The sequence below is a fragment of the Streptomyces sp. NPDC000134 genome (assembly GCF_042899225.1).
Classification (GTDB): domain Bacteria; phylum Actinomycetota; class Actinomycetes; order Streptomycetales; family Streptomycetaceae; genus Streptomyces.
Genome location: NZ_JBIAZN010000002.1, coordinates 318,488 through 345,437, shown reverse-complemented (window position 1 = coordinate 345,437; position 26,950 = coordinate 318,488). Strand labels below are relative to the sequence as shown.

Sequence of the window (26,950 nt, the reverse complement as noted above, 5' to 3'; positions counted from 1 at the left end):
GCCACACCCGCCGCCCGGATCGGGCCCGGATCAGCCCAGTCGGGGCTCGACCACCCAGGCGCCCCGGCGCATCACGCCGACCACGTCGAAACCGGCGTCCAGGACCACCAGGTCGGCGTCCTTGCCCGGCTCCAGCGAACCGACCCGGTCGGCCAGCCCGAGCAGCCGGGCCGGGTTGGCCGACAGCGCCGCCACCGCGTCCTCGACGGCCAGCCCGTCCACCGTCACCGCCCGCTTCAGCGCCCGGTCCAGGGTGAGCGTCGAACCCGCGATCGAGCCGCCCTCCACCAGCCGCGCCACCCCGTCCTCGACGTCGACCTCCATCGGGCCCAGCAGATAGCGGCCGTCGCCGAAGCCGGCCGCGTCCATCGCGTCGGTGATGAACGCCACCCGGGCGGGCCCCGCGCGGTGGAACGCCAACTGGAGCGCCGCCGGGTGCAGATGGACACCGTCGTTGATCAGCTCGACGGTGACCCGCTCGTCCTCCAGCAGCGCCGCGATCGGGCCGGGGGAGCGGTGGCCCAGCGGCGGCATCGCGTTGAACAGGTGGGTGGCGACGGTGGCGCCCGCGTCGATCGCCTCGACGGTCTGCTCGTACGACGCGTCCGTGTGGCCTATCGCGGCGATCACGCCGTGCTCCACGAGCAGGCGCACGGAGTCCAGGCCGCCCGGCAGCTCGGCGGCGAGGGTCATCATCCTCGCGTGGCCGTGCGCGGCGTCGATCAGCTTGCGGACCTCGGCCGGGTCGGGGTCGCGCAGCAGTTGCTCGTCGTGCGCGCCCTTGCGGCACGGGGAGATGAACGGCCCCTCGAAGTGGACGCCGGCGATATCGCCCTGCTGGGCCAGTTCCGCCAGCATCCCGGCGTGCCGGGCGAGGAAGTCCAGGTCGCCGGTGACCGCGGAGGCGACGACCGTGGTGGTGCCGTGCAGCCGGTGGGTGCGCACGCCCTGGAGGACCTGCTCGGCGGTGCCGCCGGCGAAGGAGGCGCCGCCGCCGCCGTGGTTGTGCAGGTCGACGAAGCCGGGGACCACCCAGTGGCCGCTCACGTCGAGGACCCGGGCGTGCTCGGGGGCCGTCGCGGCGATCCGGGTGCCGTCGACGGCCACCCGGCCGTCCTCGACGGTCCCGGTGGGCAGGACCACGGTGGCACCGGCGAGGACCAGCCCGGTCCCGTCCCGGTCGGCGCTGTCCTGTGCCCCTGGCGGCGTAGCCGTCACGTCGGTTCCTCCGTACGGTCCGTGGTGTCGAGGAGATCCCAGGCCAGCAGTCCGGCGCCGCGGCAGCCCGCGGTGTCGCCCAGGGCCGCGGGGACGACGGGCGGCAGGCTCTGGAAGGTGACCCGCTGCCGGACGGCGTCCCGCAGCGGTGTGAACAAGGTTTCCCCCGCTTCGGCGAGGCCGCCACCGATGATCAGCGTCCGGGGGTCCAGCAGGGTGAGCGCGGTGACCAGGCCGTCGGCGAGGGCGTCCACCGCGTCCTGCCACACCCGGGCGGCCCGTACGTCCCCGGAGTCGACGGCCTTGGCGCAGTCCGCGGCGTCCGCGTCCGGGTCCCCGCAGGCCCGTGCCCAGGCCGTGCCGACCGCGCCGGCGGAGGCGTACCGCTCCAGGCAGCCGCGCTGCCCGCACGGGCAGGGCGCGCCGCCGGGGCGTACGACGATGTGGCCGATCTCGCCCGCGAAGCCGTGGGCGCCGCCCTCCACCCGGCCGCCGATGCCGATGGCGCCCGCGATGCCGGTGCCCAGCGGCACGAACAGGAACCGGTCGGTGCCCCGCCCGGCCCCGACCCGGCCCTCGGCGAGCCCGCCGGTGCGCACGTCGTGGCCGAGGGCGACGGGCACGCCGCCGAGCCGCCGGCTGAGCAGGTCGCGCAGCGGGACGTCCCGCCAGCCCAGATTGGCGGAGTACACGGCGGTGCCGCGCCGTTCGTCGACGATGCCGGGGACGGCGAGGCCGGCCGCGGCGGGGGGCTCGCCGAACCGGTCGGCGCCCAGCGCGGCCAGTTCGGCGGCGAACTCCAGGATGCCGTCGACGACGGCCTCGGGTCCGCGGTCCCGGCCGGTGGCCCGGCGGGCGCGGTGCAGCAGCTCGCCCTCCGGCCCGGCCAGGGCGGCCTTCATCCCGGTGCCGCCCACATCGAGGGCGATGACGTGTCTCACGGGGACAGTGTGGCCCGTCGACCCGCAAGAGGTCTAGTCCACTCCCGTGGTGTAGACCTTGATCCGTTAAACGGACAACCGGAACGACATCTTCGGCAGGGTGGGGCAGGAACAAGTGCGACGGGGCAGGACAGGAACGATCGCGGTGGCGTCCGCACTGGCCATGACGGCGGTCCTCGCCGGCTGCGGGATCACCGGCGGCTCCGACGAGGTGACCCTGAGACTGGTCGCCGCCGACTACGGCGACACCGGGGCCAACAGCTCCGAGCACTACTGGGCCGACGTGGTGGACGCCTACGAGGCCGCCCACCCCGACGTGCGCGTCGACGTCACCGTGTACTCCTGGAACGACGTCGACCGCAAGGTCCGCGAGCTGGTCGACGCCGGCCGGGCGCCCGACCTGGCGCAGATCGGCGCCTACTCCGACTACGCCGCCAAGGACCTGCTCTACCGGGCCGACGACCTGCTCTCCATCCCCGTGCAGGCCGACTTCGTCCCCCAGTTGGCCGCCGCGGGGCAGGTCAAGGGAGTGCAGTACGGGCTGCCGTTCGCGGCCTCCACGCGCGTGCTGTTCTACAACAAGACCCTCTTCGCCAAGGCCGGCCTCACCCCGCCCGAGAGCTGGGCCGACCTCGCCGCCGCCGCCGAGGCACTGAAGGCCGAGGGCGTGAAGTACCCGTACGCCCTGCCGCTGGGCCCCGAGGAGGCGCAGGCGGAGACGATGCAGTGGATGCTCAGCGGCGGGGGCGGCTACACCGACGTCTCCGGCGCCTACGGCATCGACTCCGCGCAGAACGTCGACACCTTCACCTGGCTCAAGGACGAACTGGTCGGCAAGGACCTCACCGGCCCGGTCGCCCCCGGCGAGCTGAACCGCGCGGCCGCCTTCGCCGCCTTCGCCGCCGGTGACGTCGGCATGCTCAACGGCCACCCGTCCCTGATGGAGATGGCCGAGAAGAAGGGCGTGAAGTACGGCATGGTCCCCACCCCCGGGGCGGACGGCGCGAGCACCAACACCCTCGGCGTCGCCGACTGGATGGCGGCCTTCAAGCAGAACGGCCACCAGGAGCAGATCGGCGACTTCCTCGACTTCGTCTACGCCGACGACCAGGTGCTGGACTTCTCCCGCCGCTACGACCTGCTGCCGGTCACCACCTCCGCCTCCGAGGCGATGAGCGCCGCCGGGGAGGACAAGAAGCTCAAGCCGTTCCTGGACCAGTTGCTGCTCTCCGAGCTGTACCCGGTCGGCGAGACCTCCTGGGCCACGGTCAGCGCGCAGATCAAGAAGCGGATCGGCGAGGCGGTCGCCTCCGGCGGCGACCCGAAGGCGGTCCTGGAGGAGCTCCAGGCCACGGCGGTACGGGCGCAGAGCGCCCAGTAGCCGCCGCGCCCGGCACCGGCTGTCGGTGCCGGGCGCTACCGTGCCGGGCATGGACCAGGAGCAGCACGACCAGGGGCTCGGCGCGCGGGAGCGGGACATCCTCGCGCTGGAGCGCCGCGGCTTTTCCGGCCCCGGCGCCAAGGAACGCGCGATCCGCGAGGAACTGGGCCTGGCCCCGGTCCGCTACTACCAACTCCTCAACGCCCTCCTCGACGACCCCCGGGCGCTGGCCGCCGACCCGGTGACGGTCAACCGCCTGCGCCGCGTCCGCGAGGCCCGCCGCGCGGAACGCTGAGGGGACGCCGGGCGCCCGCCGCCAGGAGTGCGACCGGCCGGTCCGGGATAGGTTCGCGGCATGGGCAGCCACACCGACGTAACCCCCGACCAGCCGGACCACCTGCCGACGCCCGCCACCCGGGCCGGGCGCGAGGGCCTCGACGCACTCCTCGCCGACCCCGGCCGGGCGGTGATCGCGCTCGACTTCGACGGCACCCTCGCCGAGATCGTGCCCGACCCCGACCGGGCCCGCGCCCACCCCGGCGCCGTACCGGCGCTGGCCGCGCTCGCCCCGAAGGTCGCCTCCGTCGCGGTGATCACCGGCCGCCCGGCCGAGGTCGCCGTCCGCCACGGCGGCTTCGCGGGCGTCCCCGGCCTGGAGCACCTGGTCGTCCTCGGCCACTACGGCGCCGAACGCTGGGACGCCGCCACCGGCGCCGTCACCGCCCCCGCCCCGCACCCCGGCATCGCCGCCGTCCGCGCCGGGCTGCCCGCACTCCTGGACCGGGCCGCGGCCGGTCCCGGCACCGCCGTCGAGGACAAGGGCCGCTCGGTCGCCGTCCACACCCGCCGGGCCGCCGACCCGACGGGCGCCTTCGAGGCCCTGCGCGGCCCGCTCACCGACCTCGCGGCCCGGCACGGCCTGATCGTGGAGCCCGGCCGGATGGTCCTGGAACTGCGTCCGCCCGGCATGGACAAGGGCGTCGCCCTGCGCGACCACGCCCGCGCCGTCTCGGCCGGCTCGGTCCTCTACGCCGGTGACGACCTCGGCGACCTCCCCGCCTACGCCGCCGTCGACGCCCTGCGCGCCGAGGGCACCCCGGGGCTGCTGGTGTGCAGCGGCAGCGACGAGGTGACGGAGCTGCGCGAGCGCGCGGACGTCGAGGTGGCCGGCCCGGCGGGCGTGGTCGCCCTGCTGCGCGCCCTCGCCAGGCACCTGGCCTGAAGACAGGTCAGGGCCACGGGGGTCCCGCCCCCGTGGCCCTGACACGATCGCCCAGAAGCGGGCTCGGTCAGCCGCGCAGCTCGTCCAACTGCTCCAGGAACCAGCGCGCCGGCGGCAGCGCGGTCGCGGCGGCGGTCAGCTTCTTCGTCCGCTCGCCGCGCTCGCCCGCCGGCATCGACAGCGCCTCGTGCAGCGCCTCGGCCGTCCCCACCACGTCGTACGGATTGACGACGACCGCGTCCTCGCCCAGCTCCTCGAACGCCCCGGCCTCCCGGGACAGCACCAGCACGCACCCCTCGTCGGAGACGACCGGCACCTCCTTGGCGACCAGGTTCATCCCGTCCCGTACCGGGTTGACCAGCGCCACGTCCGCCATCCGGTACGCGGCCAGCGACCGCGCGAAGTCGTCCTTGACGTGCAGCACGACCGGCGTCCACCCGGGCGTCCCGTACTCCTCGTTGATGGTTCCGGCGACCCGCTGCACCTCCGCCGTGTACTCCCGGTACACCGCGAGGTCCTGCCGCGAGGGGTAGGCGAACGCGACGTGCACCACCCGCTCGCGCCACTCGGGCCGGTCGGCCAGCAACTGCCGGTAGGCCAGCAGCCCGCGGACGATGTTCTTGGACAGCTCGGTGCGGTCCACCCGGACGATCGTCCGGCGCCCCTCGCCGACCTCCTCGCGCAGCGCCGCCATCCGCTCGTCGACGTCCGGCTCGTGCGACCGCTCGCGCAGGAAGTCGGCGTCCGCGCCCAGCCCGTGCACCCCGACCCGGGTCTCACCGAGCCCGCCCACCAGGGCGTCGCAGCAGGCGGTGAACGCGTCGGCCCACCGCCGGGTGAGGAACCCGAGCCGGTCCGCGCCCAGCATCCCGCGCAGCACCTGCTCGGCGATGTCGTCCGGCAGCATCCGGAAGTACTCCACCGGCGCCCACGGCGTGTGCGAGAAGTGCCCGATCCGCAGGTCGGGGCGGAGCTCCCGGAGCATCCCCGGCACCAGCGTCAGGTGGTAGTCCTGCACCATGGCGACCGCCCCCTCGGCGGCCTCCTCGGCCAGCGCCTCGGCGAAGGCCCGGTTGTACGCCTCGTAGGAGGCCCACTGCCGGCGGAACTCCGCGTCGAAGACCGGCTCCAGCGGGGTCTGGTACAGCATGTGGTGGACGAACCACAGCACGGAGTTGGCGATCCCGTTGTACGCGTCGGCGTGCACGTCGGCCGGGATGTCCAGCATCCGCACGCCGTCCTCGCCGACCCCGCGCCGGACCGCCTCGCGGTCGCCGTCGCCGAGCGCCGAGCACACCCACAGCGCCCCCGCGTCCGGCCCGATCGCCGACAGCCCCGAGACCAGCCCGCCGCCGCCGCGTCTGGCGTGCAGCGAACCGTCGTCCCGAACCTCGTACGAAACCGGTCCCCGATTGGAGGCGACCAGCACCTGAGCAGCACCGAAGCTTGAAGCCATACGCCTCAACCTAGCCCGGCCGGTCGGAACTCAAACGTGGGTTCCCCGCCCGTCGTCACCCGTTCACGCCACCTTCCGCCGCGCGTACTCGGCGATCTCCAGCATCGGCGGCCGCTCCTCGGTGTCCACCGAGAAGGTGCGCGGCTCGAAGCCGTCCTCGCCGCGCTCGAACTGGGTCAGCGAGGGGCGGATCAGATGGCCCCGGGCCAGCCGCAACTGCGCGGTGCGGTAGATCGCGGCGGCCATCCGGCCCAGTGCCTGCCCGTCCTGGTGCCGGTGCTTGCGCACCCCCACGTCGACCTGCGCCAGCGCGTCCAGGCCGACCAGGTGCAGGGCGTCGACCAGCATCCCCAGCTCCACGCCGTAGCCGACCGGGAACGGCAACTGTTCGAGCAGCGAGCGGCGGGCCGCGTACTCGCCGCCGAGCGGCTGCACGAACCCGGCCAACTGCGGCCAGTGCATGTTGAGCAGCGGGCGGGCCATCAGCTCGGTGACCCGGCCGCCCTGCCCGGCCGCCCCGCCGAGCGGACGGTCGTACATGGCCTTGACCAGGTCGACGTCCGGGTCGGTCAGCAGCGGGCCGACGATGCCCGAGACGAAGTCGGAGGAGAACTCCCTCAGGTCCGCGTCCACGAAGCAGACGATGTCCCCGCCGGTGGCCAGCAGCGAGCGCCACAGCACCTCGCCCTTGCCCGGCACGGCCGGAATCCGCGGCAGGAGCCGGTCGCGGTGCACGACCCGGGCGCCCGCCGCGGCGGCCACCTCGGACGTACGGTCGGTGGACCCCGAGTCGACGACCACGATCTCGTCGACCAGCGGGACCTGACGCATCAGGTCGTGGCGGAGGATCGCGACGATGTCGCCGACGGTCTCCTCCTCGTTGAGTGCGGGCAGCACCACGCTGACCGACTGGCCGGTGGCCCGTTTCGCGGCCATGATCTGGTGCAGCGGACGGTCGGTCACGGACCAGGAACGGGCGCTCAGCCAGCGCTCGACTTCTTCCAGCACGGTCCCCGGCTCCTCCCTGTGGTGGACCACCGTGAGCCACGTGTGATCCATCTCGCGCATCGGACGACTATCTCAACTGTCCTGGCCTTCGGTTACAGTCTTGAACAACGCGGGTGACCATCGCATGTCGGGGGTCGCCGGTGTTCCACAACCACATAGCGCTCATCCAGAGGGGCAGAGGGACACGGCCCGATGAAGCCCCGGCAACCCTCCAGTCGGCACTCGTGAAGCAGCGAGGCTCCCGGCTCGGGAAGGTGCCAAATCCGTCTCACGACGAAATGCGTCGTGAGGAAGATGAGGAGAAAGGGCCTCGCCTCACATGGCTGTGCAGACTGTCGCGACCACCGCCGACACCGCCGCTTCCCCCGTGGACCTCGGTCCCGCCGCGGCGCTCTCCTGCCGCGAATGCGGACACCGCGTCCCCCTCGGCCCGGTCTTCGCCTGCGAGGAGTGTTTCGGCCCGCTGGAGATCGCCTACGACTACTCCTCCTACGACACCGAGGAACTGCGCCGGCGCATCGAAGCGGGCCCCGCGAACATCTGGCGGTACGCCCCCCTCCTGCCGGTCCCGGCCGACGTCGCCGGCAAGCCCAACCTGAACCCGGGCTGGACCAAGCTGGTCGAGGCCGACAACCTCGCCCGCGAACTGGGCGTCACCGGCGGGCTGTACGTCAAGGACGACTCCGGCAACCCCACCCACTCCTTCAAGGACCGGGTCGTCGCCCAGGCCCTGGAGGCCGCCCGCGCCTTCGGCTTCACCACCCTGTCCTGCTCCTCCACCGGCAACCTGGCCGGCGCGGTCGGCGCCGCCGCCGCGCGGGCCGGCCTGCGCTCGTGCGTGTTCATCCCGCACGACCTGGAGCAGGGCAAGGTCGTCATGGCCGCGGTCTACGGCGGCGAGCTGGTCGGCATCGAGGGCAACTACGACGACGTCAACCGCTTCTGCTCCGAGCTGATCGGCGACCCGGCCGGCGAGGGCTGGGGCTTCGTCAACGTCAACCTCCGGCCGTACTACGCGGAAGGGTCCAAGACCCTGGCGTACGAGATCTGCGAGCAGCTCGGCTGGCGGCTTCCGGACCAGCTCGTGGTGCCGATCGCGTCCGGCTCCCAGCTCACCAAGATCGACAAGGGGCTGCGGGAGCTGATCGAGCTGGGCCTGGTCGAGGACCGGCCGTACAAGATCTTCGGTGCCCAGGCCGAGGGCTGCTCGCCGGTGTCGACCGCGTACAAGGCGGGGCACGACGTGGTCCGGCCGCAGAAGCCGGACACCATCGCCAAGTCCCTCGCCATCGGCAACCCGGCGGACGGCCCCTACGTCCTGGACATCGCGCGCCGCACCGGCGGAGCGGTGGAGGACGTGAACGACGAGCAGATCGTCGACGCGATCAAGCTGCTGGCCCGCACCGAGGGCATCTTCGCGGAGACGGCCGGCGGGGTCACCGTCGGCGTCACGCGCAAGCTCATCGAGGCGGGGGTGCTGGACCCGGCGCTCACGACCGTCGTGCTGAACACCGGGGACGGGCTGAAGACGCTGGACGCGGTGGCGGGGACGGGGCTGACGGCGACGATCCGGCCGAGCCTGGAGTCGTTCCGTTCGGCCGGTCTGGCGTAGTCGCGCCCCCAGGTACGTACATCCTTCCGGAGGTTTCATCATCGTGAGCGTCACTGTCCGCATCCCCACCATCCTGCGCACCTACACCGGCGGCAAGGCCGAGGTCAGCGCCGAGGGCGCGACCCTCGGGGAGGTCCTCGCCGACCTGGAGAAGAACCACACCGGCATCGCCGCCCGGGTCCTGGACGACCAGGGCAAGCTGCGGCGGTTCGTCAACGTCTACGTCAACGACGACGACGTCCGCTTCGAGCAGGGCCTGGAGACCGCCACGCCCGAGGGCGCGGGCGTTTCCATCATTCCCGCGGTCGCCGGCGGCTGACCGTCACGGGCCGTTCCCGTGCATTGCCCCCTCCGTGAGAGAAGCGGAGGGGGCAATTCAATGTGGTTGAGCGCGGTAGAGTTGGGGAACGCGCTGTTGATCGCGGGAACGGGAACCCTGAATTCCTGCCGTGCACCCGACTAGATGCAGCCAAAGTGCGGGCCCCTTTCGTGGCTTTTGTTCCTTATGTATGGCCCGACTTGCCCTGAATTGCGGCGAATTCTCGCCACATTCCGGACCCGGGGCGTCCAGATTTCTCGTCCGATTGACCTGTTGCAGACGGCAGTTGGACAGATACATTCAGCCGCGGTCGACGCGTTCCGGCGCACGTTCCCAACCGTTGGGGGACGAGGTCTGACCCGGGTCCGCGAAGTGCGGATCTGCGCAAGGGCCAGTAATAGGGGAGTTAGGCATGGCTCAGGGCACCGTCAAGTGGTTCAACGCGGAGAAGGGGTACGGCTTCATCGCGGTCGACGGTGGTGCGGATGTTTTCGTCCACTACAGCGCGATCCAGATGGACGGTTACCGCACCCTTGAAGAAGGCCAGCGGGTCGAGTTCGAGATCTCGCAGGGCCAGAAGGGCCCGCAGGCCGACATGGTTCGCGTCACTGCCTGAAACGCGCGACCAACCGCACCGCAGGTCTTCTGTCCGAGGGCCCGCACCCGCCGGGGTGCGGGCCCTCCGGCATGCCCGGGACCCCTCGCTCACCCGTTCGGCCACCCGCCCGCCCCCCGGCGATCCCGGGCAGGCGCTTGCACTCGACAGGGGCGAGTGCTAATCATTGGCGTTAGCACTCTGAAGGTGAGAGTGACAACGAGGACCGGGTCGGTGAGGCCCGCAGGCCGGGTGGGGCAAGGAACCACAGGTGTGCGAGCCGTCCGTCGCGGGCGCGGGCGCGGTCCGAAGGAATCACCCCCAGTCCTGGAGGGACCACTTCACATGGCCAAGATCATCGCGTTCGACGAGGAGGCGCGGCGCGGCCTCGAGCGCGGCATGAACCAGCTCGCGGACGCCGTGAAGGTGACGCTCGGCCCCAAGGGCCGCAACGTCGTCCTCGAGAAGAAGTGGGGCGCGCCCACGATCACCAACGACGGTGTCTCCATCGCCAAGGAGATCGAGCTCGAGGACCCGTACGAGAAGATCGGCGCCGAGCTGGTCAAGGAAGTCGCCAAGAAGACGGACGACGTCGCCGGCGACGGTACGACCACGGCGACCGTCCTCGCCCAGGCCCTGGTCAAGGAGGGCCTGCGCAACGTCGCCGCCGGTGCCAACCCGATGGCCCTCAAGCGCGGTATCGAGAAGGCCGTCGAGGCCGTCTCCGCCGCCCTGCTCGAGCAGGCCAAGGACGTCGAGACCAAGGAGCAGATCGCCTCCACGGCCTCCATCTCCGCCGCCGACACCCAGATCGGCGAGCTGATCGCCGAGGCGATGGACAAGGTCGGCAAGGAAGGCGTCATCACCGTCGAGGAGTCCCAGACCTTCGGTCTGGAGCTGGAGCTCACCGAGGGTATGCGCTTCGACAAGGGCTACATCTCGGCGTACTTCGCCACCGACATGGAGCGTATGGAGGCCGTCCTCGACGACCCGTACATCCTGATCGCCAACTCCAAGATCTCCAACGTCAAGGACCTGCTCCCGCTGCTGGAGAAGGTCATGCAGTCGGGCAAGCCGCTGCTGATCATCGCCGAGGACGTCGAGGGCGAGGCCCTGTCGACCCTGGTCGTCAACAAGATCCGCGGCACCTTCAAGTCCGTCGCCGTCAAGGCCCCGGGCTTCGGCGACCGCCGCAAGGCCATGCTCGGCGACATCGCCATCCTCACGGGCGGCGAGGTCATCTCCGAGGAGGTCGGCCTCAAGCTGGAGAACGCGACCCTGGACCTCCTGGGCCGCGCCCGCAAGGTCGTCATCACCAAGGACGAGACCACCATCGTCGACGGCGCCGGCTCGACCGACCAGGTCAACGGCCGCGTCAACCAGATCCGCGCCGAGATCGAGAACAGCGACTCGGACTACGACCGCGAGAAGCTCCAGGAGCGCCTGGCCAAGCTCGCGGGCGGCGTCGCGGTGATCAAGGCCGGTGCCGCCACCGAGGTGGAGCTCAAGGAGCGCAAGCACCGCATCGAGGACGCCGTGCGCAACGCCAAGGCGGCCGTCGAGGAGGGCATCGTCGCCGGTGGTGGCGTGGCCCTGCTCCAGGCCGGCCAGGTCTTCGAGAAGCTGGAGCTGGAGGGTGACGAGGCGACCGGCGCCAACGCCGTGAAGCTCGCCCTGGAGGCCCCGCTGAAGCAGATCGCCGCCAACGGTGGTCTCGAGGGCGGCGTCATCGTCGAGAAGGTGCGAAACCTTCCCGTCGGCCACGGTCTGAACGCCGCGACCGGTGAGTACGTCGACATGATCGCCGAGGGCATCATCGACCCGGCGAAGGTGACCCGTTCCGCGCTGCAGAACGCCGCCTCCATCGCCGCGCTGTTCCTCACCACCGAGGCCGTCATCGCCGACAAGCCGGAGAAGGCCGCCGCGCCCGCCGGCGGCGGCATGCCGGGCGGTGACATGGACTTCTGATCGGCCCCCGAGTCGATCGCACGTCCTCGACCGAGGGCGGCACTTCCCCGCGAGAGCGGGGGGTGCCGCCCTCGGGCGTTTTTCCGGCGCCGGCCGGGATTACCGGGGCGGGCGGTCCGGTTGTACTCCCCGTAAAGGTCTATGCGTATGCACATACTGACCGGTATCCACCCTTTGCGAGGAGTCCCCCACGTGACCGCCACCTCCCCCGACGCCGCCACCCGCGCGGCCGAGATCCTCTCCCGGCCCACCGCCATCAACGGGCTGACCGTCCCCAACCGCATCGCGATGGCGCCGATGACCCGCATGTTCTCCCCGGGCGGCGTGCCCGGCGAGGACGTCGTGTCGTACTACGGGCGCCGCGCCGCCGCCGGTGTCGGCCTGATCGTCACCGAGGGCACCTACGTCGGCCACCCGTCCGCCGGGCAGAGCGACAGCGTGCCCCGGTTCCACGGCGAGGAGCAGCTCGCGGGCTGGGCGAAGGTCGCCGAGGCGGTGCACGCGGGCGGCGGCACGATCGTGCCGCAGCTCTGGCACATCGGCATGGTCCGCGACCAGGGCGAGCCGCCCTTCCCCGAGGCCCCGGCCGTCGGCCCCTCCGGCCTGCGCATCGGCGCCGAGGAGCCCACCGGGCGAGCGATGACCCTGCAGGACATCGACGACGTGGTCGCCGCGTTCGCGCAGGCCGCCGCCGACGCCGAGCGCATCGGCTTCGACGGCGTGGAGATCCACGGCGCCCACGGCTACCTCGTCGACCAGTTCCTGTGGGCCGGCACCAACCGCCGTACCGACGCCTACGGCGGCGACCTCGTCGCCCGTACCCGGTTCGCCGCCGAGATCGTCGCGGCCGTCCGGGCGCGGGTCTCCGCCGACTTCCCGGTGATCTTCCGCTACTCGCAGTGGAAGATGGACGCCTACGACGCCCGCCTCGCCGAGACGCCCCAGGAGCTGGACGCCCTGCTCGCCCCGCTCGCCGCGGCCGGCGTGGACGCCTTCCACGCCTCCACCCGCCGCTACTGGCGCCCGGAGTTCGACGGCTCCGACCTCAACCTCGCGGGCTGGACGAAGAAGCTCACCGGCAAGCCCGTCATCACCGTCGGCTCGGTGGGCCTGGACGGCGAGTTCGGCAAGGCGTTCCAGGGCCAGGGCTCGGCTGTCGCCGACCTCGACGACCTGCTGGACAGGCTGGAGCGCGAGGAGTTCGACCTGGTCGCCGTGGGCCGCGCCCTGCTCCAGGACCCCGAGTGGGCGAAGAAGGTCCTGGCCGGCCGCTTCGGCGAACTGGCCCCGTTCGACCCGGCGGCGCTGAAGACCCTGAGCTGAGCCGGACGCGCACCACGGCGTAGGGTCCGACAGATCACCAACTGGCGTACGACCAGCGGCAACCCAGTGAGGAGTGATCGATGACCCACCCCGAGGCCCCGGAGCCCGTGGTGCGCACCGCCGGCGGTGCGGTGCGCGGACGCCGGGAGGACGGCCTGGCCGTCTTCCGCGGCATCCCCTTCGCCGAACCGCCCGTCGGCGAGGCCCGCTTCGCCGCCCCGCGCCCCGCCCGGCGCTGGGACGGCACCCGGGAGGCGGCCGACTTCGGGCCGCCGCCGCCGCAGGACCTGGGCCCGGCCGCGCCGACCCCGCCGGCCGAGGCGCCCGGCGCCGACGACTGGCTGACCGTCAACGTCTGGACACCGGAGCCGGACCCGGCCGCGCGCCGACCGGTGATGGTGTGGATATACGGCGGCGCCTACAAGATGGGCCACAGCGGCAGCCCCGGCTACGACGCCCGGCGCATAGCCGCCGACGGCGACCTCGTCGTCGTCTCCTTCAACTACCGCCTGGGCATGGAGGGTTTCGCCCGCATCGAGGGCGCCCCCGCCAACCGGGGCCTGCTCGACCAGGTCGCCGCCCTGGAGTGGGTGCGCGAGAACATCGCCGCGTTCGGCGGCGACCCGGAGCAGGTCACCGTGTTCGGCGAGTCCGCGGGCGCCGGTTCGATCGCGGCGCTGCTGGCGATGCCGAGGGCGGCCGGGCTGTTCCGGCGGGCCGTCGCGCAGAGCGTGCCCGGGACCTTCTTCTCCGACGCGCTCGCCCGGGACATCGCCGGGGCGCTCGCCGCCGAGGCGGGCCGGAAGCCGACTGCCCAGGACCTCGCGGCCGTGCCGCCCGGTCGGCTGGTGGCCGCCGGGCAGGCGCTGGCCGCCAAGATGCGCGGGTACGCGGACCGGTGGGGGCGGGCCGCGCCCACCGTCACCCCGTACTCGCCCGTCGTGGACGGCGAGGTGCTGCCGGCGCTGCCCTGGCAGGCGCTCGCGCGGGGGGCGTCCGCCGGGGTGGACCTGGTCGTCGGGCACAACCGCCACGAGTTCCGGCTGTTCCTCGCCCTGGGCGGGCGGCTGGGGAAGACAGACGACGAGCGGGCGGCGTCCGCCCTGCGCTTCTTCGGGCCCGGCCCGGACGGCGAGGCCGCCTACCGGGCCGCCTACCCCGACGCGTCCGCCGGCGAGCTGTTCGAACGGGTGCAGACCGACTGGCTGTTCGCCGAGCCGACGATGAGGCTGGCCGAGGCGCACCTCGCGGGCGGCGGCCGGGCCCACGCCTACGAGCTGACCTGGTCCGCGCCGGGCGGCGGCGGCGCGCTCGGCGCCTGCCACGCCCTGGACCTGCCCCTGCTGTTCGGCACCTTCGGCTCCGACCTCGGCCTCCTCATGTTCGAGGGCGCGGAGCCGTCCGCCGAGGCGCGGGCGCTGTCCGCCCGGTTCCGGGCGTCCTGGACGGCGTTCGCCAGGACCGGCGACCCGGGCTGGCCCGCGTACGACACCGAGCGCCGGCTCGTGCAGGTCCTGGACGCCGAACCGGCGGTCGTGCCGTACCCGGAGCAGACCGCGCGACGCCTGTGGGAGGGGTACGAGTACACCGCCCTGCCGCTGCTCGCCCCGGGGGCCTGAGCCCGCGCGGCGGCCCTACGGCATCGGCTCGGCGTCGAGCCGGGCCGGGATGCCCCAGACCCGCAGCACCTCGTAGTCCGTGAACTCGTGCACCAGCCGGTACGCCGGCGCCGGGCGCGGGCCCCTGCGCTGGGCGGCCAGGTACAGCTCGGCCTCCCGCCGGTCCCGGCGGGGGGTGCCGCACAACTGCCACGCCTGCCCGTTCCACGCCTCGGGGAGCCAGCGCTGCTGGGGCTGCGGGCGGTCGCCGCGGACGCCGTACCGGCTCTGCGCGGGCTCGGCGGGGTGGGAGCGCGGGACCGGGCCCCCGTCGTACGCGGCCCGGCGGGCGGCCCGGCGCCGGGTCTCGCACAGCAGGCACAGGTCGGGCGCGGAACTGTCCACCGGGCCGGTCGGGTGCTCCGGGCAGCGGGTGCTGGGCACCGCCGTCGTCACGCTCTCCTCCAGCAGGTCCAGAGCGCGCCGCAGGTCGGCCCTGACCTCGTGCAGCTTGGCGTCCGGACTGTCGGCGCTCAGCGCCTCGCCGTGCTCGCCGAGGAGACGCAGGGCGCGGCCGAGGGCGGTCGACTGGGCGTGGTTCATGCCTTCCAGCGTCGCACACGGCACCGGCCGCTCACTCCGCCCGCACGGGGACGCCGGTGTCCCCGGGACGGTCCCGGCCCAGGCGGCCGAACCAGTACGTCGCCGCGAAGCCGACCACGTACCCCGTGAGCAGGCCGCCGGCGTAGACCGCCGCCGTCGTCGCCGGGCCCGCGCTGCCGGCCAGGAGGGGGAACAGGGCCCAGCCGGACGGGCCGATCGCCGTCGCGCCGACCTCGGTGCCGAGCATCGCGAACAGCCCGACGAACGCGCCGCCCGCCGCTCCGCCCACGCAGGCGGTGAGGAAGGGGCGGCCCAGCGGCAGGGAGACCCCGTAGATGAGGGGTTCGCCGATGCCCAGCAGGCCCGCCGGGAGCGCCGAGCGGATCGTGGTGCGCAGCGAGGTGTCGTGCCGCAGCCTGACGTACACCGCCGCCGCCGCGCCGACCTGGCCCGCGCCCGCCATCGCCAGCAGCGGCAGCAGGACGGTGTGGCCCCGCTGCTCGATGAGCGTGGCGTGCAGGGGGATCAGCGCCTGGTGCAGGCCGAGCATCACCAGGGGCAGGAAGAGGCCGCCGAGCAGCAGCCCGGCCGCCGCGCCGGCCGTCGTCAGCAGCCAGGTCGCGGCGGTGCCCAGCGCGGCGGCGGCCTCGCCGGCCGCGTACATGAGGACGTACAGCGTGATCAGGCCGGGGACCAGCACCGTCAGGGTGGGGGTGAGCAGCACGTCGAGGGTGCCGGGCAGCCGGGCGCGGCACCACTTCTCGACGTAGGTGCCGAGCAGTGCCGCCGCCAGCGCGCCGAGCACCCCGCCCTGCCCCGGCGCGAGCGCCGCCCCGAACACGCTCACCTTCGCCACCCCCGGGTAGACCACGACCGCGGCGACCGCGCCGCCCAGCACCGGTGTGCCGCCGAACTCCTTGGCCGTGTTGTGCCCGACGAACACCGCGATCAGCGCCATGAACGCCGAGGACAGCACGGTCAGCGCGGGCGTGATCCCGGGCAGCCACCCCAGGTTGGCGAGCAGCCCGCCGGTGCCCGCGAGGATGCCGCAGCCGATCAGGGCCGGGATCAGGGGCACGAACACGTCGGCGACCCGGCGCAGGCCGGTCTTCAGCGGGGTCGCGTTGCGCCGCCGGCGCGCCGCCCGCAGCTCCGCGCCCCGCTCGGCCAGGCGGGCCGCGCCGCCGGCGGGCTCCAGCAGCGTCCCGAACTCCTCGGCGACCCGTTCGGCCACCCCCGGCCCCAGCACGATCTGGTACGACGTGCCGTCCTCGACCACCCCGAGCACCCCGGGCAGCGCCCGCAGGCCGTCCTCCCGGACCCGGGACCGGTCGGCGAGGCCCAGCCGGAGCCGGGTCACGCAGTGGGCGGCGGAGACGACGTTGGCCGGCCCGCCGACCAGGGGGAGGATCGCGGCGGCTGTGGAGCGGGGGTCCTGGTGCACCCCCCGAGCCTGCGGCTCAGCCCTGGGCCGCGGCCAGCGCGGCACGCAGTCGGCCGCCGGAGTCCTCCAGAAGGCGGGCGGCCGTCGGGCCGTCCACGTCGGCGAGCAGCACCAGCACGGCGTGCTTGACCTCGCCGCCGGTGGCGTCCAGGGCGCGTTCGATCGCCTCGTCGGGGGCGCCGGTGGCGAGGGCGACGATCCGCCGGGACCGGGCGCGCAGCTTCTCGTTGGAGGCCCGGACGTCGACCATCAGGTTCCCGTACGTCTTGCCGAGCCGGATCATGGTGATCGTCGACAGCATGTTGAGCACCAGCTTCTGCGCCGTGCCCGCCTTCAGCCGGGTCGATCCGGTGAGCAGCTCGGGCCCGGTGACCACCTCGATGCCGTGCTCGGCGGCGGCGGCCAGGGCGCTGCCCGCGTTGCCCGCCAGGCCGACGGTCAGCGCGCCCAGCGCCCGCGCGTGCTCGACGGCGCCGACGGCGTAGGGGGTGCGGCCGGAGGCGGAGACGCCGACCACCGTGTCGTCGGCGGTGAGGCCCAGCGCGTCCAGGTCGGCGCGGGCCAGCTCGGCGGAGTCCTCGGCGCCCTCCACGGAGGTCAGCACGGCCTGAGGGCCGCCCGCGATCAGCCCGACGACCTGCCCGGGGGCGGTGTTGAACGTCGGCGGGCACTCGGAGGCGTCCAGCACCCCGAGCCGTCCGGCGGTCCCGGCGCCCGCGTAGACCAGCCGTCCCCCGCGTCCCATCCGTACGGCGATGGCGTCCACGGCCCGCGCGATCTGGGGCAGCCGGGTCGCCACGGCGGCGGCCACCCCGGCGTCCTCCTGGTTCATCAGCCGCGCGATGCCGAGCGTGTCGAGCCGGTCGATCTCGGCGAGTTCGGGCCGGAAGGCCTCGGTGGTCAGACTCTCCAGTTGCACCCGGAGATCGCCGGGGCGGGAGGTGGAAGTCATGCCGGGAACTCTTTTCACATCGGTGCCTGTGACGCGCCCCACAGGGGCGCGGGGCCGTTTCGGTACGCGGCTCCGCCGCGTGGGCGCGACCAGCCACGGCGCGTCCGCGGCCGGTCACGGCGGTCGGGTCCTACGGTCTCCCGTGAGCCGACCCGTGCCGATGGGCCAGCGCCTCGTAGGAGGCCGAGAGCGCCGGCGCGGCCGATTCGTACGTCCGCTGCGCCACCCCCACGAAGAGGCAGTCCACCACCAGCAACTGGCTAGTCCGCGAGGACATCGCCGCCGGCCGCAGCTCGCTCTCCCGCGACGTGGCCGTGGTCAGTATGTGGTCGGCGTACTGCGTCACCGGCCCGTCCGGCCGCCCGGTCACCGCGACCGTCGTCGCCCCGCGGTCGAAGGCGACCCGCAGCGGCTCGATGACGTCTCCCGTCGAACCGGAGTGGGTGATGGCGATGGCGACGTCCCCGGCGCGCAGTTGCACCGCGTTGGTGACGGCGAGATGCGGGTCGCTGTGCGCGTGGGCTATCAGCCCGATGCGCAGCAGCTTCTGCGTGAGGTCCTGGGCGACCAGCCCCGACGCCCCGATGCCGTACACGTCGATGCGCCGCGCCCCGGCGAGCGCGGTGACCGCCGCGCAGAGCTGGCCGGTGTCGAGGCCGGCCGCGGTGTCGGCGAGGGTCTGCTGCTCGTCGTAGGCGAGTTTGGCGACGACGTCGGCGAGCGGGTCGTCCACCGCGATGTCGGTGGTGATGACGGGCGCGCGGCCGGACTGCTGCTGGGCGGCGAGTCCGGCGAGGGCCAGGCGCAGGTCGCGGTAGCCGGGGTAGCCCAGGAGCCGGGCGGTGCGGACGACGGTGGCCTCGCTGGTGCCGGTGCGTTCGGCCAGGCCGGTGACGGTGAGGGCGGCACAGCCGGCCGGGTCGCCGGCGACGGCCTCGGCGACCCGCTGCATGGAACGTGTCATCGACGGCACCAGCGTGCGCACCTTGGCGGCGAGCGCGGCGGGCGCGGGGCCGGGCGTGCGTCCGGTCGCGGGGCCGGTCGCGGGGCCGGTCGCGGGTCCGGGCGCCGACGGGGCGAAAGTTTCCTTCACGTCCTCGGTCACTGGTGAAAGATATTTTCGTTTCGGGGTGCGGGTCAAGAGTGCGCACAATGGGTGCATGAACCCCATCAGCCCCTTGGAGCAGACGCTGCACGCCGCCCGCGCCCTGGTCCTCGCCGACCTGGTCGCCGGCGGAGCGGCCGAGGCGGACGTCGTCTCGCTCGTGGAGGACGCGGTCGTGCAGCGGCGGTGGTGGGTCGAGCAGTGGCCCGACGGCGCCCCGTTCGTGGCCGGCCTGGTCGCGCAGGACGTGCAGGACGCGCTGCTGGAGCGGTACGGCCGCTGGCCGCTCTGCCCGGTGTGCGGCTCGGGCGACCCGCACGCCCTGGACGTCGCGCCCGAACTGGGCCCCGACCCGCACTGGGTCTGCTCCGAGGCGGGCGTGACGGTCGCGCCGGTCGGCTCGCTGGGCGCGGCCACCGGCGGCAACCCCTCGTGAGCGTCTACATCGACCCGCCGGCCTGGCCCGGCCATGGGCGGATGTGGTCGCACCTGGTCAGCGACGTCTCCTTCGCCGAACTGCACGCCTTCGCCGAGCGGCTCGGCGTGCCCCGCCGCGCCTTCGACCGCGACCACTACGACCTGCCCGCGCACCGGTACGCCGACGCGGTGCGCGCCGGGGCGGTCGAGGTCGGCAGCCGCGAGGTGGTGCGGCTGCTGCGCGCGGCGGGGCTGCGCCGGCCCAAACGGCACGGTCGGCCGCTCGGGCAGCCACACGGTCAGCCGCGCGGTTAGCCGCGCGGTCAGCGGCGCGGTTAGCGGCGCGGTCGGCCGAGCCGCCCGCCGGGAGCCGTCAGGGGGCGGCGCCGGTCAGCCGCGCAGTTCGTAGGCGAGGTGCTCGCCGTCCTCGTCCGCGACCCGGCGGAAACCGGCCCGGTCCAGGACCGCCTGCGAGGGCCGGTTGTCCCGCTCGACGGTCGCGAAGAGCCGGGTGACCTCCTCGCGGTCCAGCGCCCACGCCGTCAGGGCGCGCAGCGCCTCCGTCGCGTAGCCGTGGCCGCGGGCCGCCGCGACCAGGTCGTAGCCGACCTCGACGCGGCCCTCCTCGTCCGGCGCGCCGTGGAAGCCGATGCCGCCGACCGCGCGCCCGTCCTCCCGGCGCACGATCACGAACACGCCCCATTCCGGCCGGTGCACGCCCCCCTCGTACGCCTTGAGCAGCAGCCCGGCGGCGTACCGGGTGCCCTCGCACGGGCCGCCCTCCAGCCACGGGAACCCGCCGTCGCCGTCCAGCGACAGGTCGGCCGCGGCGGCGGGCGTGAGGGCCTCCAGGGTGAGCCGTCCGGCCGGGATCACCAGGTTGTTGGTCCAGTGCCATGCGGTCACCGGGGCCCGGCCGGGCAGCTCGCCGCGCCCGGTCGCCCACAGCAGGGTGCGCCAGGGGTCGGCGGCGGGCCGGACGGCCGGGAAGATCCTGGTCAGCGCGTATGTGCACAGCTCGGCGGGCGGCGCGAAAGAGGTGCCCAGCGCCCGGGTGATGTCGTACGTGTGCACCAGCACCTCGGTGACGGCCATCGCGGCGAAGCCGTCGCGGTCGGCGCTGTGGAAGGGGAACGGGTGGTAGGCGCGGACCTCGCGGGGCGTACTGCGCACGGTGGCGGCGAGCAGCGCGCCCATCGCCTCGACGACCCGCACGATGTCCTCGTTGCCGGTGCCCTCCTCCATCCGCAGCGTGAAGGGGAGGCGGTACCCGGCGGCCCGTCCGGCGAGCTGACCGGCGTATCTGAGGAAGGCGCCGGTGACGTGGACGGCCGTCTCCCGGCAGCTCCACTCCAGGCCGGCCGCCCGTACCTCCGCCCAGTCCCGGTCCGTGACCTGCCGCAGCGCCGCGACGGCGCTCGCCACGGCCTCTTCCACCCGTTCCCCGCCCGTGTTCCGCATGGCGGGCAGGCTACGGCCCCGAAGGGGCGTCCGGCGACAGCATTTCCAGCTCCGCGCGGAGGTTGTACCGGGCGGTCGCCTCCCACTCCCGCCGCCCGTACGGCGTCCGGAACAGGTGCGGCAGGCCCAGCAGTTGCCGCAGCACGGCCGCGCGGCCGGAGCGGAAGGCGTCGTCCGGCACGAAGTGGTACTCCTGGCGGACGGCCGCGGCGTAGGCGGCGTAACCCGACGGCGGCGACGCCAGGACCGCCAGATCGGCGTCGCACAGCACCTGGCCGTCGGGGTCGTCGTCGGCCGGGTCGTGCGTGACGGTGAGCCGCACCAGCCGCGCCACCTCGGCGGTCTTCTCCGCCGCCGCCCCGGCCTCGGCGAGCGCCCGCTCCGCGAGCCGCGCCGAGCGCTCCTCGTTCTCCGACCGCTCGGGCAGGTACACGGCGTCGTGGAACCAGGCCGCCAGCCGTACGACGTCCGGATCGGCGGCGTACCGGGCCAGCGTGTCCACGTGGTCGAGGACCGCCGCCAGATGCGCGACCGTGTGGTACCGCCGCTGCGGCTCCCCCCACCGGGCGAGCAGAGCGTCGGCGTACGCCACCGGATCGGGCCCGGCGTCCCGGACCCCGTCCAGGGCACGGGCGAAACGAACACGCAGCGCTTCCAGATCGGCCATGCCGCCATTCTCCCGCGCAAGGCACCGCGCACCCTAGGACCTGTCGTTCGGATCATGCCGCAGACGCGGGGCTTGGCACGCGCACCTGCGGCGTTGTCGTCACTCGCCGACGCTCCGCGTCGACTCCCTCCTCCGCCTTGCATCTGCACGCACCAAGCCCCGCTCACCGGCGCGACGACGTGCAGCCGATCCCCTGCGACCTGATCCGAACGACAGGCCCTAGCGTGGAGCCCATGACGACTCCTGCTGACGTGTGCGACGTACGTGACCCCGAACTGCCCGGCCGGCTGCTGGCCGTCGAGCGGGACGCGCTGGTGCCGCTGCTGCGGTCCCGGGGGGACGAGGACTTCGCGCGGCCGGTGAGCGCGTGTCCGGGCTGGACCGTGCGGGACGTGCTGGCGCACTGCTCGGCCGCGCTGCTGCGGGTGGTGGAGCGCCGCCTGGAACCGGGCGTGTTCTCGCCCGAGTCCAACGAACGCGACATCGCCGAACGCGCCGGCTGGCCGTCCGCCCGGATCGTGGACGAGCTGGAGCGCGGCATGACCGAGGCCGGGCCGGTGATCGCACGGGCGGGCGGGGTCCTCGACCAGCTCGCGCTCGGTGAGTGGGTGCACGCCGGTGATGTGCGCGCCGCCCTCGGCGAGCCGGGGGCGTACGCCGGGCGCGGGCTGCCGGAGGCGCTGGCGCTGCTGGCCGCGGTCACCCGGCACCTCGGGCACCTGCCGCTGCACGCCGACCTCGACGACGTGGACGAGCCCCTGAAACTGGGCGGGGTGAACGGGGAGCGGCCCCCGGGGCGGTTCATCGGCGACGCGCCGACGCTGCTGCGGCTCTACGCGGGGCGGCCGGTCGACGGGGCGGCGTACGAGCTGGCCGGAGTGGCCGAACAGGAGCTGAACATCTTCGGCCGAGCATGAGCGGTCTCGCGCGGGTGCCGGGGCGTAGGGTTGGATTGGACTAGACCTGTAGAGCCGCCGACGAATGGGGCCCCATGAACAAGCGTGCAGTCCTGGAGGTGATCGCCCTCGACGTCGAGGACGCGGTCGCCGCCCGGACCGGAGGCGCGGACCGCCTCGAACTGGTCACCGACATGGCCGCCGACGGGCTCACCCCGCCGGTCGCGACCGTCGCCGCCGTCCGCGCCGCCGTCGACATCGACGTACGGGTGATGCTGCGGCTGGCGGACGGGTTCGCCGCCGGGGACGTCGAGCATCTGGTGCGGGTCGCGGGGGAGCTGCGGGAGGCGGGCGCCGACCAGTTCGTGCTCGGGTTCCTCGACGCGGACGGACAGGCCGACCTGGCCGCCGTGGAACGCCTGGCCGGGGTGCTGGAGGGCTGCCGCTTCACGTTCCACCGGGCCATCGACCGGGCCGCCGACCGCGACGCCCTGCGCAAGCAGCTCGCGGACCTGCCCGGCCTGGACACGTACCTCACGGCCGGGGCGGCCGGCGGCGTGACCGAGGGACTGCCGGTGCTGTGCGCGGAGGCGGGGCGGCGCGGAGAGCCGGGGTACGGGCAGCAGCTCCTCGTCGGCGGCGGCCTCACCCTGGACCACGTCCCCGACCTCCTCGCCGCGGGCATCGACGCCTTCCACATCGGCGGCGCGGCCCGCCCCCGGGGGTGGGACGGGCCGGTGTCGTCGGAGGCGGTGGCGCAGTGGCGCCGGGTGCTGGACGCGCGACCCGAGGCGCCGGAACCGCAGCCGATCGTGTTCCTCCCGGAGGGGGTGCCCCCGACGGCGGCACGGGCGGGCGCGGCGGCACCGGCGGGGGCACCGGGCGGTGCCCCCGGCGCCGCCGTCACGCCAGTTGCTCCGGCAGCGGAGCCGTATGCGTGACGATCAGCCCTGACACCGCACGCGTCAGGCACACGTACAGCCGCCGCAGCCCCGTCCGCTCGTCCGGCTCCCCGTCGACGACCGCGCGGGGCTCGTCGAGCACCACGTAGTCGTACTCCAGGCCCTTGGCCAGCGACGCCGGCACCAGCGTCAGCCGGGCCTCCCGCGTGGTCTCCTCGCCCGGCGCCAGGTGGGCGAGCCCCGCATCGGCCAGCGCCCGGGACAGCTCCGGCACCCGCGCGTCCGCCGCGATCAGCCCGAGCGACCCCTCCCGGCCCAGCAGCTCACGGCACGCGGCCAGCACGTCGGGGACCCCGTCGGCGGCCCGGATCTCGAAGAACCCCGGGTTCTCGCGGATCGACGCCACCGGCGTCAGCCCCGGCGCGATGGACGGCAGCAGCCGCGACGCGTACGCGATGACGTCCGTCGGCACCCGGAAACCGGCCGTCAGCTCCTCGACCACGGCGTCCTCCTTGCCGAGGTGGGCCAGCGCCCGGTCCCAGCTCCGGGTGGCCCAGGGCGTCGTGCCCTGCGCGAGGTCGCCGAGGACGGTCACCGAGCCGGTGGTGCAGCGCCGGCCCACCGCCCGGTACTGCATCGGGGAGAGGTCCTGCGCCTCGTCGAGGACGACGTGCCCGAGGGAGTGGGTGCGCTCGACCAGGTCGGTGGCCTCGTCGATCAGTACCGCGTCCGCCGCCGACCAGCGCGCGGACCTCACCGACCGCACCGGCTTCGCCCACAGGACCGCCTTCTGCTCCTCCGCGTCGAGCAGCCCGGCCGCGTGCTCGGCGAGGAAGCCGGCGTCCGTCAGCAGCCTCAGCACCAGCTTGGCCGGGTCGACGGCCGGCCAGACCGCCTTGACGGCCGCCTTCACCGCCGCGTCGCGGGCCACCGCGTTCTGCACCCGGTCGTCGGGGGCCTCGCCGGCCCGTTCCATCTGCACCAGCACGGCGTGCGCGATCCGCTGCGGCAGCGCCTCGCGGGCGGCGCCGTACCGGATGCCCCGGTCCAGCAACTCCCGTACGACCTCCTCCAGTTCGTACGCCGGGACCCGCCAGCGGCGGGAGCCGCGCACCACCACGACCGGTTCGGCGGGCATGGTCACGTGGGAGTACAGCGCCCGGCGCAGCACCTCGGCCATCCGCGCGTCGCCCTTGACGGTCGCCGCCGCCGCGTCGTCGGTGCCCCGGATCTCGACGTGGGCGACGAGGTCGTCGACGGTGGCCTGCCGCACGGCCAGCTCGCCGAGGGCCGGCAGGACCTGCTCGATGTAGTGCAGGAAGGACCGGTTCGGGCCGATGACCAGGGTGCCGGCGCGGGCCAGCCGCTCGCGGTGCGCGTACAGCAGGTAGGCGACCCGGTGCAGGCCCACGGCGGTCTTGCCGGTGCCGGGGCCGCCCTGCACGCACACCGACCCGGCGAGCCCGGCGCGGACGATCTCGTCCTGCTCGGGCTGGATGGTCGCCACGATGTCGCGCATCGGGCCCACGCGGGGCCGTTCGATCTCCTGCTGGAGCAGCTTGCTGGCGGTGGCCGCCTCGGCCGGGTCGGAGAGGTGCTCGTCCTCGTACGCGGTCAGGTCGCCGCCGGTGTACCCGAAGCGGCGGCGCAGCGCGATGTCCATCGGGTCCTTCTTGGACGCCCGGTAGAACGGCTGCGAGACCGGCGCCCGCCAGTCGATGACCATCGGGTCGCCGTCCGCGTCGTGCACATGCCGCCGCCCGATGTAGAAGCGCTCCCCCTCGGCACCCTCCGCCCGGTCCGCGCCCGGCGCGTGCAGGTAGTCGAGCCGGCCGAAGAACAGCGGGGTGTCGCTGAGGTCGGCCAGCGCCTTGACGCGCTCTTCGATCTGCCGCTCCAGGATCTGGGCGTTCACCCAGTTCGCGGTGACGTCGGAGATGTCGAGGGACTCGACGTCCTCCCGCATCGCGCGCAGCGCGGCACGGGACGCGGCGAGGTGGGCGCGCTCGCGGGAGAGCGGGTCGTCGTGGACGGGCGTGGACAAGGGGGTGCCTCCGGCGGACCTGGGGATGGCGGTTGCGGGGCCGGCCGGTTTCCGTCCGGACGGCGGCACTCCGTGGAGGGAGGCGGGCAAGAGCGGAGAGTTTAGGGCAGGGCCGACCGGACCGGCCAGCGATTATCCCCGGTCAGCTCTCCGCCAGCAGCTCGTCCGCGTCCATGATCCGGTACGCGTACCCCTGTTCCGCCAGGAACCGCTGCCGGTGGGCGGCGAAGTCCTGGTCGAGGGTGTCCCGGGCGACCACCGAGTAGAAGTGCGCCTGGTGGCCGTCGGCCTTGGGCCGCAGCACCCGGCCGAGCCGCTGCGCCTCCTCCTGCCGGGAGCCGAAGGTCCCCGACACCTGCACGGCGACCGTGGCCTCCGGCAGGTCGATGGAGAAGTTCGCGACCTTGGAGACCACCAGCACGCTGATCTCGCCCTGCCGGAACGCCTCGAACAGCTTCTCCCGCTGCGCGTTGGACGTATCGCCCTTGATCACCGGCGCGCCGAGGTGCTCGCCCAGCTCGTCGAGCTGGTCGATGTACTGGCCGATGACGAGGATCTGCTGCCCGGCGAAGCGCCGCACGATGGCCTCGGTCACCTTCCGCTTGGTCGCGGTGGTGGCGCAGAAGCGGTACTTCTCCTCCGCCTCGGCGGTGGCGTACGCCAGCCGCTCCGACTCGGTGAGGTTGACCCGGACCTCCACGCAGTCGGCGGGCGCGATGTAGCCCTGCGCCTCGATCTCCTTCCACGGCGCGTCGAACCGCTTCGGCCCGATCAGCGAGAACACGTCCGACTCGCGGCCGTCCTCGCGCACCAGGGTCGCGGTGAGGCCGAGCCGGCGCCGGGCCTGGAGGTCGGCGGTGAACTTGAAGACCGGCGCGGGCAGCAGGTGCACCTCGTCGTAGACGATCAGCCCCCAGTCCCGGGAGTCGAACAGCTCCAGGTGCGGGTAGACGCCCTTGCGCCGGGTGGTCAGCACCTGGTACGTGGCGATGGTCACCGGCCGGATCTCCTTGCGGGTCCCGCTGTACTCGCCGATCTCCTCCTCGGTCAGGCTCGTGCGCTTGACCAGCTCGTGCTTCCACTGGCGGGCGGAGACCGTGTTGGTGACCAGGATCAGCGTGGTCGACCTGGCCTGCGCCATCGCGCCCGCGCCGACCAGCGTCTTGCCCGCGCCGCAGGGCAGCACGACGACGCCGCTGCCGCCGTGCCAGAAGTTCTCCACCGCCTGCTTCTGGTACGGGCGCAGCGCCCACCCGTCCTCGGCCAGGTCGATGGGGTGCGCCTCGCCGTCGACGTACCCGGCGAGGTCCTCGGCGGGCCAGCCCAGCTTGAGCAGCGTCTGCTTGATCTGGCCGCGCTCGGAGGGGTGCACGGCCACGGTGTCGGGGTCGATGCGGGCGCCGACCAGCGGGGTGATCCGCTTGGACTTCAGCACCTCCTCCAGCACCGGGCGGTCGGTGGTGGTCAGGACCAGGCCGTGCGCCGGGTGCTTGGAGAGGGTGAGCCGGCCGTAGCGGTCCATGGTCTCGGCGATGTCGACGAGCAGGGCGTGCGGCACGGGGTAGCGGCTGTACTCCACCAGCGCGTCCACCACCTGCTCGGCGTCGTGCCCGGCGGCCCGCGCGTTCCACAGGCCGAGCGGGGTCAGCCGGTAGGTGTGGATGTGCTCCGGCGCCCGCTCCAGCTCGGCGAAGGGCGCGATGGCCCGGCGGCAGGCGTCGGCCCTCTCGTGGTCGACCTCCAGGAGCAGCGTCTTGTCGGACTGGACGATCAGCGGACCATTCACGGGCGGCACCCTTTCGCGTACGGCCGGCGGGT

At 73.8% G+C, this 26,950-nt stretch carries 24 protein-coding genes, 1 pseudogene and 1 riboswitch; of the genes and pseudogenes, 13 read left to right on the top strand and 12 right to left on the bottom strand.

What is annotated here, in order from left to right; genetic code table 11:
* Positions 1–30: 30 nt before the first annotated feature.
* Both nagA and ACFY32_RS03985 read right to left on the bottom strand, forming a co-directional pair.
* Complete coding sequence (nagA, locus tag ACFY32_RS03990) at positions 31–1,218, bottom strand: N-acetylglucosamine-6-phosphate deacetylase (RefSeq protein ID WP_390673361.1); 1,188 nt, start codon at positions 1,216–1,218, stop codon at positions 31–33.
* On the bottom strand, positions 1,215–2,159 hold the full coding sequence (locus ACFY32_RS03985; RefSeq protein WP_390673360.1) for an ROK family protein: 945 nt from the start codon (positions 2,157–2,159) through the stop codon (positions 1,215–1,217). The genes nagA and ACFY32_RS03985 overlap by 4 nt, the downstream gene beginning before the upstream one ends.
* Positions 2,160–2,322: 163 nt before the next feature.
* On the opposite strand from ACFY32_RS03985, the gene ACFY32_RS03980 reads away from it, so the two are divergent.
* From ACFY32_RS03980 to otsB, 3 genes are read left to right on the top strand one after another with little or no spacing between them, the layout of a single operon-like run.
* Positions 2,323–3,540, top strand: a complete 1,218-nt coding sequence (locus ACFY32_RS03980; protein ID WP_390673424.1) for an extracellular solute-binding protein — start codon at positions 2,323–2,325, stop codon at positions 3,538–3,540.
* A gap of 49 nt (positions 3,541–3,589) precedes the next feature.
* Positions 3,590–3,835: a DUF3263 domain-containing protein gene (locus ACFY32_RS03975; RefSeq protein WP_359194838.1), complete on the top strand. Its 246-nt coding sequence runs from the start codon at positions 3,590–3,592 to the stop codon at positions 3,833–3,835.
* Positions 3,836–3,895: 60 nt separating this feature from the next.
* The gene (otsB, locus tag ACFY32_RS03970; protein WP_359194841.1) at positions 3,896–4,762 is read left to right on the top strand and encodes a trehalose-phosphatase; all 867 of its coding nucleotides are present in this window, start codon (positions 3,896–3,898) and stop codon (positions 4,760–4,762) included.
* A 67-nt stretch (positions 4,763–4,829) separates the two neighbouring features.
* On the opposite strand, the gene ACFY32_RS03965 is transcribed toward otsB, so the two are convergent.
* Together ACFY32_RS03965 and ACFY32_RS03960 are read right to left on the bottom strand one after the other, a co-directional pair.
* A complete protein-coding gene (locus tag ACFY32_RS03965; protein ID WP_359194844.1) occupies positions 4,830–6,218 on the bottom strand; it encodes a trehalose-6-phosphate synthase in 1,389 nt (462 codons plus the stop codon).
* 63 nt (positions 6,219–6,281) lie between these two features.
* Positions 6,282–7,226: a glucosyl-3-phosphoglycerate synthase gene (locus ACFY32_RS03960; protein WP_359195008.1), complete on the bottom strand. Its 945-nt coding sequence runs from the start codon at positions 7,224–7,226 to the stop codon at positions 6,282–6,284.
* A gap of 159 nt (positions 7,227–7,385) precedes the next feature.
* A riboswitch (SAM riboswitch) is annotated at positions 7,386–7,527 on the top strand.
* 18 nt (positions 7,528–7,545) lie between these two features.
* Here ACFY32_RS03960 and thrC point away from each other — a divergent pair.
* The 6 genes from thrC to ACFY32_RS03930 all read left to right on the top strand — a co-directional run bounded on the left by thrC (position 7,546) and on the right by ACFY32_RS03930 (position 14,662).
* Positions 7,546–8,838, top strand: coding sequence for a threonine synthase (thrC, locus tag ACFY32_RS03955; RefSeq protein ID WP_359194846.1), 1,293 nt, complete (start codon positions 7,546–7,548; stop codon positions 8,836–8,838).
* 43 nt (positions 8,839–8,881) lie between these two features.
* On the top strand, positions 8,882–9,157 hold the full coding sequence (locus ACFY32_RS03950) for a ubiquitin-like small modifier protein 1 (protein ID WP_359194849.1): 276 nt from the start codon (positions 8,882–8,884) through the stop codon (positions 9,155–9,157).
* A 412-nt stretch (positions 9,158–9,569) separates the two neighbouring features.
* Positions 9,570–9,773, top strand: coding sequence for a cold-shock protein (locus tag ACFY32_RS03945; protein ID WP_004986573.1), 204 nt, complete (start codon positions 9,570–9,572; stop codon positions 9,771–9,773).
* A 324-nt stretch (positions 9,774–10,097) separates the two neighbouring features.
* Entirely contained in the window at positions 10,098–11,720 is a 1,623-nt protein-coding gene (gene groL / locus ACFY32_RS03940) for a chaperonin GroEL (protein ID WP_359194852.1), read from the top strand.
* Positions 11,721–11,912: 192 nt separating this feature from the next.
* Positions 11,913–13,043, top strand: coding sequence for an NADH:flavin oxidoreductase (locus tag ACFY32_RS03935; protein ID WP_390673359.1), 1,131 nt, complete (start codon positions 11,913–11,915; stop codon positions 13,041–13,043).
* 80 nt (positions 13,044–13,123) lie between these two features.
* Positions 13,124–14,662 (top strand): carboxylesterase family protein, encoded by a 1,539-nt coding sequence (locus ACFY32_RS03930; protein ID WP_359194858.1) that lies wholly within the window; start codon positions 13,124–13,126, stop codon positions 14,660–14,662.
* A gap of 15 nt (positions 14,663–14,677) precedes the next feature.
* Here ACFY32_RS03930 and ACFY32_RS03925 read toward each other — a convergent pair whose 3' ends face one another.
* The 4 genes from ACFY32_RS03925 to ACFY32_RS03910 all read right to left on the bottom strand — a co-directional run bounded on the left by ACFY32_RS03925 (position 14,678) and on the right by ACFY32_RS03910 (position 18,745).
* Positions 14,678–15,244, bottom strand: a complete 567-nt coding sequence (locus ACFY32_RS03925; RefSeq protein WP_390673358.1) for a hypothetical protein — start codon at positions 15,242–15,244, stop codon at positions 14,678–14,680.
* A 31-nt stretch (positions 15,245–15,275) separates the two neighbouring features.
* Positions 15,276–16,688, bottom strand: a complete 1,413-nt coding sequence (locus ACFY32_RS03920) for a PTS transporter subunit EIIC (RefSeq protein WP_359194863.1) — start codon at positions 16,686–16,688, stop codon at positions 15,276–15,278.
* Positions 16,689–16,704: 16 nt separating this feature from the next.
* Entirely contained in the window at positions 16,705–17,640 is a 936-nt protein-coding gene (murQ, locus tag ACFY32_RS03915; protein ID WP_359194866.1) for an N-acetylmuramic acid 6-phosphate etherase, read from the bottom strand.
* Positions 17,641–17,770: 130 nt separating this feature from the next.
* Positions 17,771–18,745 (bottom strand): MurR/RpiR family transcriptional regulator, encoded by a 975-nt coding sequence (locus ACFY32_RS03910; protein ID WP_390673357.1) that lies wholly within the window; start codon positions 18,743–18,745, stop codon positions 17,771–17,773.
* A 55-nt stretch (positions 18,746–18,800) separates the two neighbouring features.
* On the opposite strand from ACFY32_RS03910, the gene ACFY32_RS03905 reads away from it, so the two are divergent.
* Positions 18,801–19,181 (top strand): hypothetical protein, encoded by a 381-nt coding sequence (locus ACFY32_RS03905; protein WP_359194871.1) that lies wholly within the window; start codon positions 18,801–18,803, stop codon positions 19,179–19,181.
* Positions 19,178–19,477, top strand: coding sequence for a DUF4031 domain-containing protein (locus ACFY32_RS03900; protein ID WP_359194874.1), 300 nt, complete (start codon positions 19,178–19,180; stop codon positions 19,475–19,477). Before ACFY32_RS03905 ends, ACFY32_RS03900 begins: the two co-directional genes overlap by 4 nt.
* 75 nt (positions 19,478–19,552) lie before the next feature.
* Here ACFY32_RS03900 and ACFY32_RS03895 read toward each other — a convergent pair whose 3' ends face one another.
* Positions 19,553–20,623 carry a GNAT family N-acetyltransferase gene (locus ACFY32_RS03895; protein ID WP_359194877.1) on the bottom strand — a complete coding sequence of 357 codons (1,071 nt, stop codon included), beginning with the start codon at positions 20,621–20,623 and terminating at the stop codon, positions 19,553–19,555.
* A gap of 10 nt (positions 20,624–20,633) precedes the next feature.
* On the bottom strand, positions 20,634–21,290 hold the full coding sequence (locus ACFY32_RS03890; protein WP_359194880.1) for a hypothetical protein: 657 nt from the start codon (positions 21,288–21,290) through the stop codon (positions 20,634–20,636).
* Between the two features lie 233 nt (positions 21,291–21,523).
* Between ACFY32_RS03890 and ACFY32_RS03885 the strand changes: the two genes are divergently transcribed.
* Both ACFY32_RS03885 and ACFY32_RS03880 read left to right on the top strand, forming a co-directional pair.
* Entirely contained in the window at positions 21,524–22,207 is a 684-nt protein-coding gene (locus ACFY32_RS03885) for a maleylpyruvate isomerase family mycothiol-dependent enzyme (protein WP_359194883.1), read from the top strand.
* A 74-nt stretch (positions 22,208–22,281) separates the two neighbouring features.
* Positions 22,282–22,962: pseudogene (locus ACFY32_RS03880) on the top strand (copper homeostasis protein CutC); the annotation flags it as partial.
* Positions 22,963–23,089: 127 nt separating this feature from the next.
* Here the strand turns inward: ACFY32_RS03880 and ACFY32_RS03875 are convergent.
* Together ACFY32_RS03875 and ACFY32_RS03870 are read right to left on the bottom strand one after the other, a co-directional pair.
* Positions 23,090–25,132: a HelD family protein gene (locus tag ACFY32_RS03875; RefSeq protein WP_390673356.1), complete on the bottom strand. Its 2,043-nt coding sequence runs from the start codon at positions 25,130–25,132 to the stop codon at positions 23,090–23,092.
* Between the two features lie 142 nt (positions 25,133–25,274).
* Positions 25,275–26,918, bottom strand: coding sequence for a DNA repair helicase XPB (locus tag ACFY32_RS03870; RefSeq protein ID WP_359194889.1), 1,644 nt, complete (start codon positions 26,916–26,918; stop codon positions 25,275–25,277).
* Positions 26,919–26,950: the final 32 nt, after the last annotated feature.